The sequence below is a fragment of the Shewanella waksmanii genome (assembly GCF_043643685.1).
GTDB lineage: Bacteria > Pseudomonadota > Gammaproteobacteria > Enterobacterales > Shewanellaceae > Shewanella > Shewanella waksmanii_A.
The window spans coordinates 13,555-29,281 of record NZ_JBHZSN010000011.1 but is presented as its reverse complement, the minus strand read 5'-3'; the positions used below and the strand labels follow the sequence as shown (position 1 = coordinate 29,281).

Annotated in this window: 18 protein-coding genes; 14 read left to right on the top strand and 4 right to left on the bottom strand. The window is 43.6% G+C overall.

Annotated features, from left to right (window positions below):
• The first annotated feature begins 16 nt into the window (after positions 1-16).
• The gene (gene alr / locus ACHUFW_RS16110) at positions 17-1,093 is read left to right on the top strand and encodes an alanine racemase (RefSeq protein WP_394204368.1); all 1,077 of its coding nucleotides are present in this window, start codon (positions 17-19) and stop codon (positions 1,091-1,093) included.
• A gap of 69 nt (positions 1,094-1,162) precedes the next feature.
• Positions 1,163-2,452 carry a BamA/TamA family outer membrane protein gene (locus ACHUFW_RS16105; RefSeq protein ID WP_394204367.1) on the top strand — a complete coding sequence of 430 codons (1,290 nt, stop codon included), beginning with the start codon at positions 1,163-1,165 and terminating at the stop codon, positions 2,450-2,452.
• 40 nt (positions 2,453-2,492) lie between these two features.
• Here the strand turns inward: ACHUFW_RS16105 and ACHUFW_RS16100 are convergent, their stop codons facing one another.
• Both ACHUFW_RS16100 and ACHUFW_RS16095 read right to left on the bottom strand, forming a co-directional pair.
• Positions 2,493-2,954, bottom strand: a complete 462-nt coding sequence (locus tag ACHUFW_RS16100) for a chemotaxis protein CheX (RefSeq protein WP_394204366.1) — start codon at positions 2,952-2,954, stop codon at positions 2,493-2,495.
• 301 nt (positions 2,955-3,255) lie between these two features.
• A complete protein-coding gene (locus tag ACHUFW_RS16095; protein WP_394204365.1) occupies positions 3,256-3,834 on the bottom strand; it encodes an SOS response-associated peptidase in 579 nt (192 codons plus the stop codon).
• Positions 3,835-3,989: 155 nt separating this feature from the next.
• Between ACHUFW_RS16095 and dusA the strand changes: the two genes are divergently transcribed.
• From dusA to ACHUFW_RS16075, 4 genes are all read left to right on the top strand, one after another.
• Positions 3,990-4,979 (top strand): tRNA dihydrouridine(20/20a) synthase DusA, encoded by a 990-nt coding sequence (dusA, locus tag ACHUFW_RS16090; RefSeq protein ID WP_394204364.1) that lies wholly within the window; start codon positions 3,990-3,992, stop codon positions 4,977-4,979.
• Between the two features lie 290 nt (positions 4,980-5,269).
• Entirely contained in the window at positions 5,270-5,563 is a 294-nt protein-coding gene (locus ACHUFW_RS16085; protein WP_394204363.1) for a hypothetical protein, read from the top strand.
• A gap of 145 nt (positions 5,564-5,708) precedes the next feature.
• Complete coding sequence (locus ACHUFW_RS16080; RefSeq protein ID WP_394204362.1) at positions 5,709-5,921, top strand: PspC domain-containing protein; 213 nt, start codon at positions 5,709-5,711, stop codon at positions 5,919-5,921.
• A gap of 28 nt (positions 5,922-5,949) precedes the next feature.
• Positions 5,950-6,306, top strand: a complete 357-nt coding sequence (locus ACHUFW_RS16075) for a hypothetical protein (protein ID WP_394204361.1) — start codon at positions 5,950-5,952, stop codon at positions 6,304-6,306.
• Between the two features lie 19 nt (positions 6,307-6,325).
• On the opposite strand, the gene ACHUFW_RS16070 is transcribed toward ACHUFW_RS16075, so the two are convergent.
• Positions 6,326-7,063, bottom strand: coding sequence for an enoyl-CoA hydratase (locus tag ACHUFW_RS16070; RefSeq protein WP_394204594.1), 738 nt, complete (start codon positions 7,061-7,063; stop codon positions 6,326-6,328).
• A gap of 49 nt (positions 7,064-7,112) precedes the next feature.
• On the opposite strand from ACHUFW_RS16070, the gene ACHUFW_RS16065 reads away from it, so the two are divergent.
• The 3 genes from ACHUFW_RS16065 to ACHUFW_RS16055 are packed head-to-tail and all read left to right on the top strand — an operon-like array spanning position 7,113 to position 9,331.
• On the top strand, positions 7,113-7,583 hold the full coding sequence (locus tag ACHUFW_RS16065; protein WP_394204360.1) for a copper chaperone PCu(A)C: 471 nt from the start codon (positions 7,113-7,115) through the stop codon (positions 7,581-7,583).
• Between the two features lie 11 nt (positions 7,584-7,594).
• On the top strand, positions 7,595-8,566 hold the full coding sequence (locus ACHUFW_RS16060; protein ID WP_394204359.1) for a DUF2333 family protein: 972 nt from the start codon (positions 7,595-7,597) through the stop codon (positions 8,564-8,566).
• A 3-nt stretch (positions 8,567-8,569) separates the two neighbouring features.
• The gene (locus tag ACHUFW_RS16055; RefSeq protein WP_394204358.1) at positions 8,570-9,331 is read left to right on the top strand and encodes a TIGR04219 family outer membrane beta-barrel protein; all 762 of its coding nucleotides are present in this window, start codon (positions 8,570-8,572) and stop codon (positions 9,329-9,331) included.
• An 80-nt stretch (positions 9,332-9,411) separates the two neighbouring features.
• Here the strand turns inward: ACHUFW_RS16055 and tolC are convergent, their stop codons facing one another.
• Complete coding sequence (tolC, locus tag ACHUFW_RS16050) at positions 9,412-10,737, bottom strand: outer membrane channel protein TolC (protein WP_394204357.1); 1,326 nt, start codon at positions 10,735-10,737, stop codon at positions 9,412-9,414.
• Positions 10,738-11,035: 298 nt separating this feature from the next.
• On the opposite strand from tolC, the gene nudF reads away from it, so the two are divergent.
• The 5 genes from nudF (at position 11,036) to parE (ending at position 15,706) form a co-directional block, all read left to right on the top strand.
• The gene (gene nudF / locus ACHUFW_RS16045) at positions 11,036-11,641 is read left to right on the top strand and encodes an ADP-ribose diphosphatase (protein WP_394204356.1); all 606 of its coding nucleotides are present in this window, start codon (positions 11,036-11,038) and stop codon (positions 11,639-11,641) included.
• A 6-nt stretch (positions 11,642-11,647) separates the two neighbouring features.
• Positions 11,648-12,091: a DUF1249 domain-containing protein gene (locus ACHUFW_RS16040; RefSeq protein WP_394204355.1), complete on the top strand. Its 444-nt coding sequence runs from the start codon at positions 11,648-11,650 to the stop codon at positions 12,089-12,091.
• A gap of 12 nt (positions 12,092-12,103) precedes the next feature.
• Positions 12,104-12,940, top strand: a complete 837-nt coding sequence (cpdA, locus tag ACHUFW_RS16035; protein WP_394204354.1) for a 3',5'-cyclic-AMP phosphodiesterase — start codon at positions 12,104-12,106, stop codon at positions 12,938-12,940.
• Positions 12,941-13,192: 252 nt separating this feature from the next.
• Positions 13,193-13,771: a YqiA/YcfP family alpha/beta fold hydrolase gene (locus tag ACHUFW_RS16030; RefSeq protein WP_394204353.1), complete on the top strand. Its 579-nt coding sequence runs from the start codon at positions 13,193-13,195 to the stop codon at positions 13,769-13,771.
• Between the two features lie 48 nt (positions 13,772-13,819).
• Positions 13,820-15,706, top strand: a complete 1,887-nt coding sequence (gene parE, locus ACHUFW_RS16025) for a DNA topoisomerase IV subunit B (protein WP_394204352.1) — start codon at positions 13,820-13,822, stop codon at positions 15,704-15,706.
• The last annotated feature ends 21 nt before the right edge of the window (positions 15,707-15,727 follow it).

Here is a 15,727-nt window from a genome sequence, read left to right as displayed (position 1 = left end):
AATTTAAGGTTAATGTTTGAAACCCTTTCCTAGAGCAGAAATAAGCAGTGATGCGTTGCAATACAATTTGCAGCGTTTACGTCAGCTGGCACCTAATAGCCGTGTAATGGCAGTGGTAAAAGCCAACGGTTATGGTCATGGCCTACTTAATGTTGCCCGCAGTGTCTCAATGGCTGATGGTTTTGGCCTTGCTCGCCTTGAAGAAGCCTTAGCAATGCGCCAAGGTGGCGTGACAGCAAAATTGCTCCTGCTTGAAGGTATATTCCGTCAACATGATCTGCATCAGTTGGTGACTCATAATATTGATACTGTCGTGCACCATGAATCGCAACTGCAGATGCTGGAAAATGAAAAGCTAACCAAGCCTGTTGCTGTGTGGATGAAAATTGATACTGGCATGCATAGATTGGGTTTTAGTGTGTCGCAATTTAAGCAGATGTATGCTCGGTTGCTGGCGTGTCCAAATGTTGCGAAACCGATTCACTTGATGACCCACTTTGCTTGTGCCGATGAGCCTAAAAATCCGATGACCGCTGATCAACTTGCCAAGTTTGAACAATTAACACAGGGGTTAAATGGAGAGCGAACTCTTGCCAATTCTGCGGCGACCCTATATTGGCCTCAAACGCAAGCTGATTGGATTAGGCCTGGGATCGCATTATGTGGTGTGTCCCCCGTTGTTGGTGATTTAGGCGCTAATCATGGCTTGCGACCTGCTATGCAATTGATGAGTCAGTTAATTGCTGTGAGAGAACATAAAGCGGGTGAACCGGTTGGATATGGTAGTTATTGGCGGGCAAAGAAAGATACTTTATTGGGGGTTGTTGCCATTGGGTATGGAGATGGTTATCCACGAAATGCCCCAGAGGGAACTCCGGTTTGGGTTAATGGCCGCTTAGTGCCCATAGTGGGTCGAGTTTCCATGGATATGTTGACTGTGGATTTAGGTATTGATGCCAGTGACAAGGTTGGGGATGCGGCACAATTGTGGGGCAGCGATTTACCCGTAGAAGTGGTTGCTGAACATATTGGTACCATCGCCTATGAATTAGTCACTAAATTAACGCCACGTGTTGCTGTTTGCATGGATTAACAAAGTAACGTAATTTTTCTGTTGTACCGGCGTTTAGCAAGGGAGTGAATACCGGTAGGAATAAGTAGTTTGAAGATTGTCCAGTTGGCAACCTATTTTAGCGTTGCTTGTTCGTTGATGTTATCGCCTGCTTGGGCTCAAAATGCCCAAGTTAATACCGATGCAATCGAGCCTATTAATGTTAGCTCTGCCAGTGACTCTATTGGTGATAAGCATAGTTATGATCCTGAGTTCGTCGCCGTTCCTTTTGTGTTTTCTACTGAAACCCTAAGTACAACCATTGGTGGTGCAGGGGTGCTTAAACATGCAGGTCAAGCACAAGCCTCTTTGTTAGGTATAGGTTTATACAGTAAAAATGATTCTTGGGTGACCTTTCTCGGGGCGAATAATTATCAGTTACCAACACTGGATAGCTGGTTATTTTCGGCAGAGTACTATCGCGCAAGTTACAAAGAAGGTATCTATTTTATTGATGAGCAGAACTTGCCTGCTCATCATGAACCTAGTCATCAAGCGGCGCAGCGCATTGTTACCCAAGGCGAAGAAAGTTATGCCAAATTGCATATGAAATATGTGTTGCCGTGGGGGCGAGGCGCTCATGGGGCGGTGGCCAGTTTAATGCCTCAAACTCAGGCATTAAGTTGGAATCCGTTAGAGTCTGGGGTGACGAGTATTCAGATAACCCCGTTTAGTGAAACTCAAGAACTACAAAGTTATGAGTATTTACCCTCCCAATCCCGTGGTGTGAAGTTAAAGCTTGATTGGGATAATCGTGATAATGGCAAGAATAGTACCCGTGGTGGCCGCACAAGTTTGACCTTTACCCGTGATTTTGGCGCAGATGATCGTCAAAGTTGGACCACGTGGGAGTTTGAACAAAGTGCCTTTTTCGCGTTAGGCGAAAATGACTGGTTTAATAATCAAATTATTGCGCTTGATTTTTACATCGCAGACACGCCAACTTGGAATGAGCAAAGCGATGGCGAATTTCATCGCCCGCCGTCATTTTCTGGGATCACGCTAGGTGGTTTTAACTATTTACGTGGTTATAGTGGTGGCCGATTCTTTGGTCGTAGTGCGTTGCTGTATCGTGGAGAGTATCGGATGTTACCCAAATGGCAGCCTTTGCAAACGCTGCCGGTATTTAACCTCTATGATATCCCGTGGTGGCAGTGGACTGTCTTTGCAGAAGCCGGACAGGTTGCTGATGACTTTTCGATGGATGAATTACACAAGGATATGAAATGGACATTAGGTGCGGGTGTGCGTTTCGAAGTTGAAAGTGTGGTTGTGCGGACTGAGTTAGCCGTGGGTGAAGAAGGTAATCAATTCTGGGTGATGGTGAATCAACCTTTTTAAATAAAGAGAGGCAGCGCCTCTCTTTATTGGTTTGGTAAAGTTATTCGAAACAGATTTCGATATAGGCTGTTCCTTTATCATGGATAAAAGGCATGATAATTTTTTTACCTTCTGATTTGTGCGCGATACGATGGCCCACGCCTGCAACAACTACAGGTGTAGCCATTTCAAACTCATAACCTTTTTGGCCCAATAAATTTTTTGCACCACCTGTTACCATATTGGTGAGTTCGCCGACTAAGTCTGTCACTTCACTGTCAATTTTTACTGGTCGTTCACCCAGCATATTCTGCATGATTTCAAAAATGAGGTCTTGTTCAAACGTAATGGACATAGAGCCTTTGGTTTGTGGCCCCACCATACCTATTAACCCTGACACATCACCTTTGGCAATATTTCCGGTTTTTAAGTTTGGCTTGCCGGGGACTAAGGTCATATTGGCCATGGTACTGAGTACATTGAGCAGGGATTCTAGAAACGGGTTAATAAAATTTACATTCATGGGTTTGAAAGCCTCATCCATTATTGTTTGCCGGCATCAGTGTTATTGGGCCGAACACTAAGCTTAGGCGAAATTTTACAGGAAAGCTGTTTGAGTGCTGTTTACCATAGCACATACAAGTGAAGTAATAACACTAATCATTGCAAGCAAATGTGACCACTTTATTGATTTGTATAGCATTAGCGCTGAAAGCTGTTACTCGCTTTACTGTACAAGTGACAATTGCATCAACATAGATGACAAGTGCAATACTCAGGATGATGTTATGCGCGTTAAGCTTGTTTGGATTGTGCGGCGTTGGTTAAGCCGCCGTTACTGTGAGCCAATTTTTCATTTGCGTGGTAAAGTCAATTGAGTCAGATTTTGGGTCTGCAGCTAACCAGTCACGGCAATGAAAAGAGGGAATGAGCAGCGGCATACGATGATGGTACTGGCCGCATAACTCACTGGGTGATGTTGTTAGGGTGACGACTTTCGCTTGCTGTTTTTCATCATAAAGTTGCAGTCCCGCCATAAATAGCGGTTTGTGTTGCTTATGGGTGAACAGGTATTTGTTCTTGCCACTGGAGTTGTTCAATGTCGACCATTCGAACCAGCCACTACAGGGGATCACCAGGCGCTCATATTGGTACGCATGGGAGAAGGTTTTCTTTGTCGCAGCAGTTTCAACTTTGGCATTAATAATGAGCTTTTTAGACCAACTTGGTTGAATTCCCCAATGGCAGTTTACTTGAACGAGTTGATCTGCTTTGGCAGCGATAGCTGCAATGGACTCGCTGGGCCTTAAATCTAGACTTGTTTGGGTATTAAAGTTTACACCAAGCGCATCACTGACGATGTGAACAAGTGGGTCTGCTATGATATTAAGGCGTCCACACATATTGAATCCTGCGTAATTGGTTAACCAATAGTATTACCGTAATCAAGGCTTTTGGGCAAATACAGGACAAACAGTGTTCATTTTACCTTGTGCGGTGTAAAATGCGCGGCCGCGCCGGTTTTCGGTGTTTGTGTAACTTATTGGAACTTGGTTTTATGTCGTCACTACCTTCGGATACTGCAATCAATCGCACTTTCTCGATTGCCCCAATGCTGGATTGGACTGATAAGCACTATCGTTATTTTGCTCGCTTAATGTCGTCGCAGCTGCTGCTATATACAGAAATGGTAACCACTGGCGCAATCATTCATGGTAAAGGTGATTATTTAGCATATAACCAAGAAGAGCACCCTCTTGCCCTGCAACTTGGGGGATCTAATCCGCATGATTTAGCCGTGTGTGCCAAGCAAGCAGCAGAGCGAGGTTATGATGAAATCAACCTCAATGTCGGCTGTCCATCCGATCGTGTACAGAATGGTCGTTTTGGCGCGTGCTTAATGGCTGAGCCTGAGCTGGTGGCTCAGTGTGTTGCAGCCATGAAGGATGTTGTTGATATCCCTGTAACAGTAAAAACTCGAATTGGGATAGATGAGCAAGATAGCTATGAATTTTTAACCTCATTTGTCGATACGGTTAAAGAGGTTGGCTGTGATGTATTTATTATTCATGCGCGTAAAGCCTGGTTGAACGGTTTAAGCCCGAAAGAGAATAGGGAGATCCCAGCGTTAGATTACCCGCGGGTATATCAATTAAAGCAGGATTTTCCACAGCTAAACATTTCTATTAATGGTGGGGTGAAAACCCTTGCCGAATGTCAAACTCACTTAACTCATTTAGATGGGGTAATGGTTGGCCGCGAAGCCTATCAAAACCCTTATTTACTGGCAGGGGTAGATAGTCAGCTTTGTGGCGCTGATACCCCGCTGTTAAGCCGAGATGACGTTTTGCAGAAAATGATTCCTTATATAGAGAAACATTTGGCCAATGGCGGTAAGCTCAATCATATCACCCGTCATATGACTGGTTTGTACCAAGGCCAGCCTGGATCGCGAGCATGGCGCCGTTACCTAAGTGAAAACAGCCATGGTACAGAGCCTGGGATTGAAGTCGTATATAAAGCTAGGGAAGCGATGAATAAGCAATAATTTCATTGTTTTATGGTAATTATTAAGCCTCAACGGTTAGCCGTTGGGGCTTTTTTATTGCCATTTTGCTTACCTCATTTGCGATGAAAAAGGTTTGATTAGTGAAAATGACTAGTGGGTAGCGATTTTCACTAACAGGTGAAAATCATCACAACCCCCAAAATTTCCAAATTATAACTTAAAAGGCTTATTTTTATTTAAATTCAATGGTTTAAATATTTTTATAAAAGTTGGCACACCCTTTGTATTAGTTAATCTGTAATCAATCATTAATGGAAAAGGAAAACACCATGATTAACTCAACAGTAAAGAAAGTCGCACTAGTATCGTTAACATTAACAGGATTGTTAGCTAGCAGTTTCAGTGCGCAAGCCAATGATAACTTAGTTGCTGAAATGACCGCCGGTCTAGAAAACAACTTAGCCTCACAAATGCAGGAAGTGATGAACGTTGCTCAACGTGAATTGAGCTTGTCAATCCAAGCACAACTTTCTGAGACTTTATTTGAATCTCAAAATGTTGAAGTCGCTGCAAGTGAAGATGAACAAGACGCTGTCCTTACAAGTGCAATGGTTAAGGAGTAAGCATGAGTTTGATGACAGATTTGGCCACCTTACTGTTGTTACCTGTGATTGGTTTCATCGTTAGTGCCAGCATATTAATGACATTAAGGTGGTTTAGGCTTGTAGAGTCGTAAGTCGGTATTGATAAAAGAATCGGGAGAGAAAAATGAGTATTGATGACGTTGTTGCACGGTTAGCTGACCCAAAAAGATTGGTTTGTGGTGTCGCGGCAGCGATGGCTGATAAATTTGACTGGTCTTGTAAATGGACTCGAGTGGCATGGGCAATCGCCACACTTATGAACCCAGCATTCGTATTACTTGTGTATTTTGTGTTGGCTTTGGTGATGCCGAAGTGGCAAGCACCAAGTAAGTATTAAACCAATGAATTGGCTAATGGATTAGAAAGTGAAAAGGATTCTATTGAATAAGTTTGGCAATGGTTTTCTAACCATATTGTTATTGTTAATCGCTGTTGCTTTGTTATTTGCAACCGTCGAATACTGGCAATTACCCACACTTTACCTCGGTGTAGAGTCACTTTATATACAGGATTTAAGCCTGTGGAGTATCGCAATGACGTCCGGCGTACTCTTAATTGTTCTCATTTGGGTGACGTTAGCATTTAGCCTGGTGGCGTTGATTTCTGCTGTTTGTGTATGTGTCGCTTTAGTAATGATGTTTGCGGGTTTTTCGTTAATTTGGCCGGTGGCTTTATTAATACTTGCGGCATGGGGAGTCGGTAAAGCTAGCCAAGTTGACTAGCTCTGGACCGATATTGTTGCTAACGATTTAAAAATGCTTTGAATTGTGCTTTGGCCTCATCGCTTTGTAAGCGTACAGCAAATTCTTTTAACTCTGCGGTCATTTTTGCATGTAAGGCGGTTGTATCTGGGCGCATCAAGGCCTTGGTCGCCTGAATTGATTGAGGTGGTTTAGCGGCAATTTTTTTCGCCTGCTGTAGGGCGACCTCTTGAAGCTGCGCATTGGCAACCACATCATTAATTACTCCGAAAGTTTTCGCTTGTTGCGCATCAAAACTCTCACCCAATAATAATAGCTCTGCGGCTCGTTGGTGACCGATTAAATGAGGCAGCAATAGACTCGATCCTGCCTCGGGAACAAGCGCGAGATTAGTAAACGGTAATTGGAATTTTGCGCTCTCGTCGGCATAAACAAGATCACAATGCAAAAGCAAGGTCGTACCGATACCTACAGCCGGACCAGATACCGCAGCAAGCAATGGTTTTTTGAGATCCAGCAGGCTAAATAAGAATTTAAATGCGGGATGTTCTGGCCCTAAGTCACTATTTTTTAGAAAATCGGCCACATCATTACCCGCGGTAAAGCAATCATCCTGTCCTTTGATAAGAAAGGCGTTAATTGCGTTGTCTGCATCACCTTGTATGAGGTATTCTCTCAGGGCGGTATACATTTCTAAGTTTAGCGCGTTACGTTTTTCAGGGCGATTGATCGTGATGATCCTTACCCCGTGTTCGTCCTTAATTTGAATCGTACTCATTGGCAAAAATTCCGTAGTGGCAAATGGGTCTAAAAAGGAGTTTAAGACATTGGAACTAAAATTCAAACAGCTGTTTAAGTTTTTGTTGATATCTTGTATTTCATTTTCGGCTTCGGCCAATGTCGCTTTGGTAGAGGGATTTGTTCGGGCGATGCCACCGAGTGTACCTAACACTGCCGCCTATTTTACGCTGGAAAATCATGGACCCGACTTAACATTAGTGAGTGTTGATGTCACTTTTGCTAAAGAAGCACAGCTGCATACAGTTATAGAAGAAAATGGTGTGGTTAAAATGCGCCAAGTAGAAAGCTTTAGTGTACCAATGCACGGCAGATTAACTTTAAATGAGTCGGGTGAACATGTGATGCTGATGGGGCTGAAGCATCAATTGCCTGTGGGGCAAAATGTTGAACTTGTTCTACATTTTAATGACGGTAGCCAATTACCAATATCATTACCTGTGAGTAAGCAAGAGATGGCCAAGCAAGGTGAGGGCCATCACCATCATCACCATCATTAAGGAGTTGGGTTATGCAGATGACATGGAAAAAAGGCGCTGGCATTGCAGCCGTGATATTTTTTGTGGGCTATCTGATCAGTGTTTGGTGGAGTGTTGAGCCGGATGTATTAGACACGCAGCATTATCAAAGTCCAAATGGTGAAAAGGTGGTGGGTTATGCAACCACGACCTCATTAATCATGACGGTTGAGACTCTTTTAAATAAAAGTGGCGGTTGGTTATCGAATGACGTCATGCCACCTTCTGTATTTATGGATAACATGCCAGCTTTTGAATTTGGTGCCATAGAGCAGGTAAGAGATTTAGCCTTGATTATGCGCAAGGAGTTCAGTCGCTCGCAATCACAATCTACCGCTGATGCTGACCTATTGGCGGCCCATTCAAAGCTTAATATTGAGCATACCAGCTGGTTGATACCTAGTGCAGAGAGTGAGTATCGAGATGCGATTAAGTTGCTTAGTCTATATCGCGCTCGCATGCTTGATAGTAATAATCCTGATGCACAATTTTATGCTAGAGCTGACAATCTCAATGAGTGGCTAAAAGAAGTTCAAAAGCGTTTAGGTAGCATGTCGCAACGTTTATCAGCAAGTGTGGGTCAAGATAGGCTGAATACAGATTTAGCGGGGGACAGTGTAGCGAGCCAGTCTACGCCCAATTTTAGTAGCCAACAAATTAAAACCAGCTGGTGGAAAATTGATGATGTGTTTTATGAAACCCGCGGGGCGACATGGGCATTGTTGAATTTCATGAAAGCCGTAGAAGTGGATTTTGCCGATGTGCTGGCTAAGAAAAACGCGACGGTGAGTTTGCAACAAATTATTCGTGAATTGGAAGAGACCCAACAACCGGTATGGAGCCCAATGATCTTAAATGGATCAGGTTTTGGAATTGTCGCTAATCACTCTTTAGTGATGGCAAACTATATCTCGCGTGCAAATGCCGCGGTGATTGATTTAACTAACTTATTAACGCAAGGTTAAGTAATGAAAAAAACGATATTAGCATGTGCTTTGTTAGGCAGTATGGTAGCAACCTCTGCTCAAGCAGCATCACTGATCGGCTTTAAGGTGGGTGGTGATTATTGGAAAGCAGATACTAGTGGTACGTTTGCTGAAAATGGACAGCCTCAGCAAGGTTTCAATTATGACTCAGACTCTCAAGGTAGCGTCTGGGTTGCGATTGAACATGGTATTCCCATTTTACCTAACTTTAAATTACGTGAAAATCGCTTAGATGCTAGTGGTAAAGCATCAATTGGTAACAATGTAATGAAGTTTGATGGTCAAGAGTTTGGTGGCAATATCTCAACCAATACTGATCTTAGCAATACTGACTTTGTTCTTTACTATGAGTTGCTTGATAATGACATGGTAGCGCTTGACTTAGGGGCGGCATACAAAAAAATGCACGGCTCTTATCGAGTTAATCAGCTAGACCAAAATGGTGTTGGCGTACGTTATGCCGAAAAAGATTTAAGCACGGGTATTGTTATGGCCTATGCCGATGCACAGGTAGGTATCCCAGGCCTTGGCTTGTACGGATTTGCCGATGTGATGATCGGTGTGGATGAAACCAGTGTGTATGATTACTCGCTGGGCTTAGGCTGGCAGTTTGATGGCACAGGTTTTGATACTAAAGTTCGCGTCGGCTACCGTGACTTTAAGTTTGACGTCAGTAATTTTGATGGCGTCACCGCCAATAACCAGTTTAAAGGCTACTTTGCGGGTGTTGAGCTGACTTTCTAAGTGTTATTGAGTTTATAAAAAAACCGCCTTTATGGCGGTTTTTTATATGAAGCGTATGGCTTCTAGGTGAAGCTTAATCGTTATTGAACCGCTTCAGGAGCCTTTAAGCCGTTGTTAATGGCGATGACATCATCTTCGCTTAGCGTACCAGCTGCTTGTTTTAGCGCCAAAATCGAGTTGATGTATCCATAACGTGCATTAGATAGTTGACGCTTAGAGTCATATAAATCACGGGTACGGTTAAGAACATCAACGATTGTACGCGTACCGACTTCAAAACCTGCTTGAGTTGCTTTTAACGCACTTTCTGAAGAGATTACAGACTGCTCATAAGCGCGGATCGAGCTAATCGACGCCCCTACGTTATTAAAGTTGTTACGTACATCTTTTACAACTTTACGGTAGGTTTGTTCCATTTTCTCACTGGCTTCCACATATTGGTATTGTGCTTGGTTCACTTGTGAGGTGACCTTGAAGCCTTGGAAGATAGGAATACTTAGCTCAAGTGCGACATTGGCATTGTCATAGTCACCTAAGCCGCCATTTTGGTTGCGTTGCTCAAGATTGGTGGTATAACCTGCACTCAAGTTAAGCGAAGGCATATGGCCCGCTTTGTACAAGCTAATGGTTTCTTGGGCAATATCTTTACCAATACGCGTGGTTAGTAGATCAACACTGCTGCTTTCTGCCATTTTCAACCATTCTTCTGGGTTAGCAGGTGAAGGCTTAACAGCACCGAAACGGTCGGTATCTAAAATATCAATAGACTCATGGGCAATACCGGTAATTTCCCGCAGTGCTTCATAACTATTGATGAGCTGGTTCTCTGCTAAAATCTCATCAGCGCGGGCTAAGTCATATTGAGCTTGGGCTTCGTGGACATCGGTGATCGCAGTTAGACCAACAGCAAAACGCTGTTTAGTTTGCTCTAATTGGCGTTCAATCGCTCGTTTTTCAGCACCCTTAAATTCAAAGTTATCTTTGGCTGAAAGGACATCAAAGTAGGCACCTGTAACACGGATAATCAGCGTTTGTAGCGTTGATGCATATGCTGCGTCTGCTTGCGAAGCGGCCAGCTCTGCTAAGCTAAGTCCAACCCACGCACTATGGTCGTAGACCACTTGATTTAACGTGACGCCAGCATTGAGTCCGCTGCCATATTCACTAGCGTCAACATCGGTCCAACGTTTTCCATAGCCAACATTAGCACTTAATGTAGGTAATAGTGGTGCGCGACCTTCTTCGATTTTTTCATAAAGGGCATCACGTTGAGCCTGGGCTTGCAGTGCAACAGGGTCACTGGTTAGCGCTTGTTGATATATCTGCAGTAAATCGTCGGCTTGAACGGCAGTAGCCGAGGCAGCAAGGGTAATGGCTGCACATAAAGAGCGGATCTTAAATTTCATTAGCTGTCCTTCTTAGACATAACCCCCCTAATGGAGGAGCAATATACTTAAATAGAGTTAAGTGATGCTTAGCCTTATTTCCTTCTGTAGGCCAAGCGGTTTGCGCTTCCCGACGCTTCCCGATACATCTAAACTTATTGAGTTAAGATATTAAGAAATTAACCAATTTTAAGTCAACTACGAAGTGTAACAGTTTTTGACTTTATGTCTGCTTTTTTTCAATTTGCACGGCATATTCTGCGGTATTGGACCGATTTGAGTGTAAAGTAGCACGGGGAACCAGTTCAGGAGTTTACTTATGCAAAACAAGTTTAGTAGTGAAGATGTAGAAATGTTGGAGCGAAAACCGCTGTATAAAGGCTTTTTTACTATGGAGGAGTATCGTTTTAGGCATCGTCTTTTTGATGGTGGCTGGAGCGACATCGTACGTCGTGAAGTATTTGAGCGTGGTCACGCGGTTGTGGTGTTACCTTATGATCCTGTTACTGACCAAGTGGTGCTGATTGAGCAGATACGAATTCCGGTGTTTGATGCCAATAAAACTCCTTGGCTATTTGAACTGGTGGCCGGAATGATTGATAAGGGGCAAACAGCCGAGCAGGTCGCACAACGAGAATTAATGGAAGAGTCGGGGCTTGTTGGAAGCCATTTACGTTTAATTAGCGAATTTTTTGCCAGTCCCGGTGGCACAAGTGAAAAGTTCTCCTTATATTATGCGCAAGTTGATGCCAGTCAAGCCACTGGTACCCATGGATTAGCTGATGAGCATGAAGATATTCAAGTGCATGTTGTGAGTCGAGAGCATGCTTATGAAATGGTAAAAAGCGGGCAAATCAATAATGCTTCTACTGTGATTGGGTTACAATGGCTGCAATTAAACTATGCTTCGCTCAAGAATAAGTGAGTCAATTTGAAACTGAAATATACCCAAAAAGAAAAATACCGCGTTGATGTCAATCGGTTTCTTGCTTTGTGTGGTCGTAATTATTTCAATATCTTAGCCTGGTTACCCGCAGAGGTCATGCCGGGAGACTCATGGTGTGTGGCAGGGGACTTTGGTCAGCTTGATGTGCGATTATTGGAAAACACTCAATATACCCAGTTAATCGAGCTATCGAGAAAAGTGGCTGATAATGAGTATATAGCGTCACCAAAGGTGACGGTACGCATCTATCACGATGCTAAATTAGCAGAAGTGTTAACTAGTCGACAGATTTATCGTTTGCGTCCGGTATATGATTATCCAAATATACGTATGTATCATCGGGATGAAAAGTACCAAGTAAATGCTTTTCTTGAAGAACTATTAAAGATAGACAATCATCCACGCGTTGTTTATCCATCTAACAGTTAAGGTTTTGATGTTTTGAAAGAGGCTATCTCTTATCCTATCGCTGAAAGTGGCAGTGTAAGGCTGGTGCAGGTGACCGATCCTCACTTGTTTGCCGATCCAGAAGCACAGCTGCTAGGCGTGAATACCGCCCATAGCCTTGATGCGGTTCTCAATACCATTAAAGCCGTCGACTATCCTGCCCATTTGATGTTGGCGACAGGGGATATCAGTCAAGATTACTCTGCTGAGTCATACCATAACTTTGTCAATGCTATCGCACCACTGCATTTACCTTGTCATTACTTGCCCGGTAACCATGATGATCCCCGCATCATGCATTTAAATATGCAGGGCGAGTCAGTATTTGGTGATAAACGCATTATTGTCGGCCAATGGCAAATTATCATGCTCGATTCCACAGTGCGTGGTAAGCCAGGCGGGCATATGTCAGACGCGGAAATGGACCTTATTGCTGCGGCCATTGCTGCTGAACCTGAAAAACATACCTTACTGGTAATGCACCATAATCCTATTTTGGTTAGTTGTAAGTGGCTTGATCAGCACTGTATGGACAATGGTGATGAGTTCTTAGCCTTTGTGAGTCAGTTCCCCCAAGTGAAAGGCTTGTTATGGGGACATGTTCACCAACAGCTCGATGATATTTACCAAGGTGGTTCTGGCGCGATTAAATTGATGGCGACGCCATCGACCTGTATCCAGTTTAAGCCTAAGTCTTCTTATTTCGCACTGGATGCCCAACAACCTGGCTACCGTTTACTTGAGCTAAAAGCCAATGGCGATATCTTAACCAATGTTTATCGCGTTCCAGGTAACAAGTTTTCACCTGATAACGAGGCGAGTGGTTATTAGGGGAGACAGAACTTTCGAGCTGATTTTAGCTTAGCATGCTAGGCGGCAAACAATTAGCCACTTGCTACTCATCGTGATTAAAAAACTTGTATCTCGAAAAAATTTAACCGTGAAAGCTCAACACGGCCTAGGCTTAACCTGCGGATAATTTGGTGAAATAGCCTGCCAGTGTTAGCATTTACCTGAAGAAGATAATAACAACCGTTGCTTAGCTGTATGATAGAGCACGATATTGATAATCTCTGAGGACCTATGCTGCTTTACATTCATGGCTTTAATAGTTCGCCTTTGTCAGACAAAGGCTTAGTGACTGCGCAGTATATCCATACTCATTTTCCCAATCTTCATTTAGTTCAGCCCCAATTACCTTCTTGCCCTCAGTCAGCCATGAATATGCTGATTGATATTGTCGAGAAAGCTAAGCAAGTCGGTGAACCGGTATGCTACATTGGCTCTTCTTTAGGCGGGTATTTTGCTAGTTATTTAGCTGAAAAATATGGCGGTCGAGCCGCGCTAATTAACCCTGCGGTTAAACCGTTTGAATTGTTTGATGAGTTTATCGGTCCGCAGCATAACCCGTATACCGATGAGCATTATCAAGTGCTGCCAATACATAAAGCGCAAGTGGCTGAGTTTAATACTGAAGTTATTGTGCATCCTGACCGCTTTTTTGTATTACTACAAAGTGGTGATGAAGTACTCGATTATCGCCAAGCGGTAGATAAGTATCATTGCTGTAAGTTAGTTGTTGAATCAGGTGGAGACCACAGTTTTGTCGGATATTCTGATAAGATGGCTGAGATTTGTGATTTCCTGTTTCTTGACAAATAGACATGTAGGGCCGCAACATGGCCTGAATAACGATAAATTGTGTGTGCTATGACAAACCAATATACCTCTGATGCAATTGAAGTCCTAAATGGACTAGACCCTGTTAAACGTCGCCCAGGTATGTATACCGATACCAGTCGCCCAAATCATTTAGGGCAAGAGGTTATCGATAACAGTGTCGATGAAGCCTTAGCAGGCCATGCGTCAAAAATTGAAGTGGTGTTGCATAAAGACAATTCGCTTGAGGTGACGGATGATGGCCGTGGCATGCCGGTGGATATTCACCCTGAGGAAGGTATTCCAGGTGTTGAATTGATTCTCACCAAATTACATGCTGGTGGTAAATTCTCTAATAAAAACTACCAGTTTTCAGGCGGCTTACATGGTGTAGGTATTTCGGTTGTTAATGCGCTGTCTAGCCGTGTTGAGATCACCGTTAGGCGCGGCGGTCAAGTCTACGAAATGGCCTTTGCTGATGGTGATAAAGTTGAAGAGTTAACGGTTACAGGAACCTGCGGTCGACGCAATACCGGTACGCGAGTGCACTTTTGGCCAACGGCGAGTTATTTCGATTCTGCTAACTTTTCTATCCCTAAATTGGTTTATTTGTTGCGTGCCAAAGCGGTACTTTGCCCGGGACTGCGGATCAAGTTTAACAACAAGCAAACAGGGGAGGTTCAAGAGTGGTTTTTTGAAAGCGGCTTAACCGACTATTTAAAGTCCTCGGTAAATGGCGCTGTGATGTTACCGCAAGAGCCTTTTGTCGGCAGTTTAAAAGGTAATGAAGAAGCGGTCGATTGGGCAATTACATGGCTGCCTGAAGGCGGCGATTACCTTAATGAAAGCTATGTAAACTTGATTCCAACCCCCTTAGGTGGGACGCATGTTAATGGCTTTAGGCAAGGGTTGCTGGAGTCGATGCGAGAGTTTTGTGAATTCCGCAACCTCATCCCTCGCGGCATCAAATTAACCCCTGAAGATATCTGGGACCGCAGCAGCTTTATTCTATCAATTAAGATGCAAGATCCACAGTTTGCGGGACAGACAAAAGAAAAGCTATCTAGTCGTCAAAGTGCAGCCTTTGTCTCTGGTATTGTTAGAGACGCATTTAGTTTGTGGCTCAATACACATACAGATCAAGCTGAGTTGTTGGCTGATATGTGTATTAACAATGCACAAAAACGATTAAGAGCGGCAAAAAAGGTAGCAAGAAAGAAAGTCACCTCAGGGCCTGCCTTACCAGGAAAATTGACTGATTGCAGCGGCCAAGACCCAATGCGCGGTGAACTGTTTCTGGTGGAGGGTGACTCGGCGGGCGGCAGTGCGAAACAGGCACGTGATCGCGAGTTTCAAGCAATTATGCCGCTTCGAGGTAAGATTTTAAACACTTGGGAAGTGGATGCATCACAAGTGTTAGCGTCGCAAGAAGTTCATGATATTTCGGTGGCGATAGGCTGCGATCCCGATAGTGAAGATATTTCAGAGTTACGTTACGGCAAAATCTGTATATTGGCGGATGCTGACTCGGATGGATTACATATCGCTACCTTGCTTTGTGCATTGTTTATGAAGCATTACAAAGTGCTGGTGGAAAATGGCCATATCTATATCGCCATGCCACCGCTGTTTCGTATCGATATTGGTAAAGAAGTGTTTTACGCACTGGATGAAGCAGAAAAAGAAGGCATTTTAGATCGCCTTGCGGCTGAAAAGAAAAAAGGAAAGATCCAAGTGACTCGCTTTAAAGGGTTGGGTGAGATGAACCCATTACAATTGCGAGAAACGACCATGGATCCTAATACACGACGCCTAGTTCAACTGACAGTTGATGATGCGGAAGATACGTTAGCGTTAATGGATATGTTGTTAGCTAAAAAACGTTCTAGTGATAGAAAAGTTTGGTTAGAAGAGAAGGGTGATTTGGCGCAGTTATAATATCTATTGCGCGGTATTTGA

Excerpts from the sequence above, each read along its gene's own strand:
- ACHUFW_RS16100 (WP_394204366.1), bottom strand. The coding sequence starts at position 2,954 with ATGAATGTAAATTTTATTAACCCGTTTCTAGAATCCCTGCTCAATGTA.
- ACHUFW_RS16095 (WP_394204365.1), bottom strand. The coding sequence starts at position 3,834 with ATGTGTGGACGCCTTAATATCATAGCAGACCCACTTGTTCACATCGTC.
- dusA (WP_394204364.1), top strand. The coding sequence starts at position 3,990 with ATGTCGTCACTACCTTCGGATACTGCAATCAATCGCACTTTCTCGATT.
- ACHUFW_RS16085 (WP_394204363.1), top strand. The coding sequence starts at position 5,270 with ATGATTAACTCAACAGTAAAGAAAGTCGCACTAGTATCGTTAACATTA.
- ACHUFW_RS16080 (WP_394204362.1), top strand. The coding sequence starts at position 5,709 with ATGAGTATTGATGACGTTGTTGCACGGTTAGCTGACCCAAAAAGATTG.
- ACHUFW_RS16070 (WP_394204594.1), bottom strand. The coding sequence starts at position 7,063 with ATGAGTACGATTCAAATTAAGGACGAACACGGGGTAAGGATCATCACG.
- ACHUFW_RS16060 (WP_394204359.1), top strand. The coding sequence starts at position 7,595 with ATGCAGATGACATGGAAAAAAGGCGCTGGCATTGCAGCCGTGATATTT.
- ACHUFW_RS16055 (WP_394204358.1), top strand. The coding sequence starts at position 8,570 with ATGAAAAAAACGATATTAGCATGTGCTTTGTTAGGCAGTATGGTAGCA.
- tolC (WP_394204357.1), bottom strand. The coding sequence starts at position 10,737 with ATGAAATTTAAGATCCGCTCTTTATGTGCAGCCATTACCCTTGCTGCC.
- nudF (WP_394204356.1), top strand. The coding sequence starts at position 11,036 with ATGCAAAACAAGTTTAGTAGTGAAGATGTAGAAATGTTGGAGCGAAAA.
- ACHUFW_RS16030 (WP_394204353.1), top strand. The coding sequence starts at position 13,193 with ATGCTGCTTTACATTCATGGCTTTAATAGTTCGCCTTTGTCAGACAAA.
- parE (WP_394204352.1), top strand. The coding sequence starts at position 13,820 with ATGACAAACCAATATACCTCTGATGCAATTGAAGTCCTAAATGGACTA.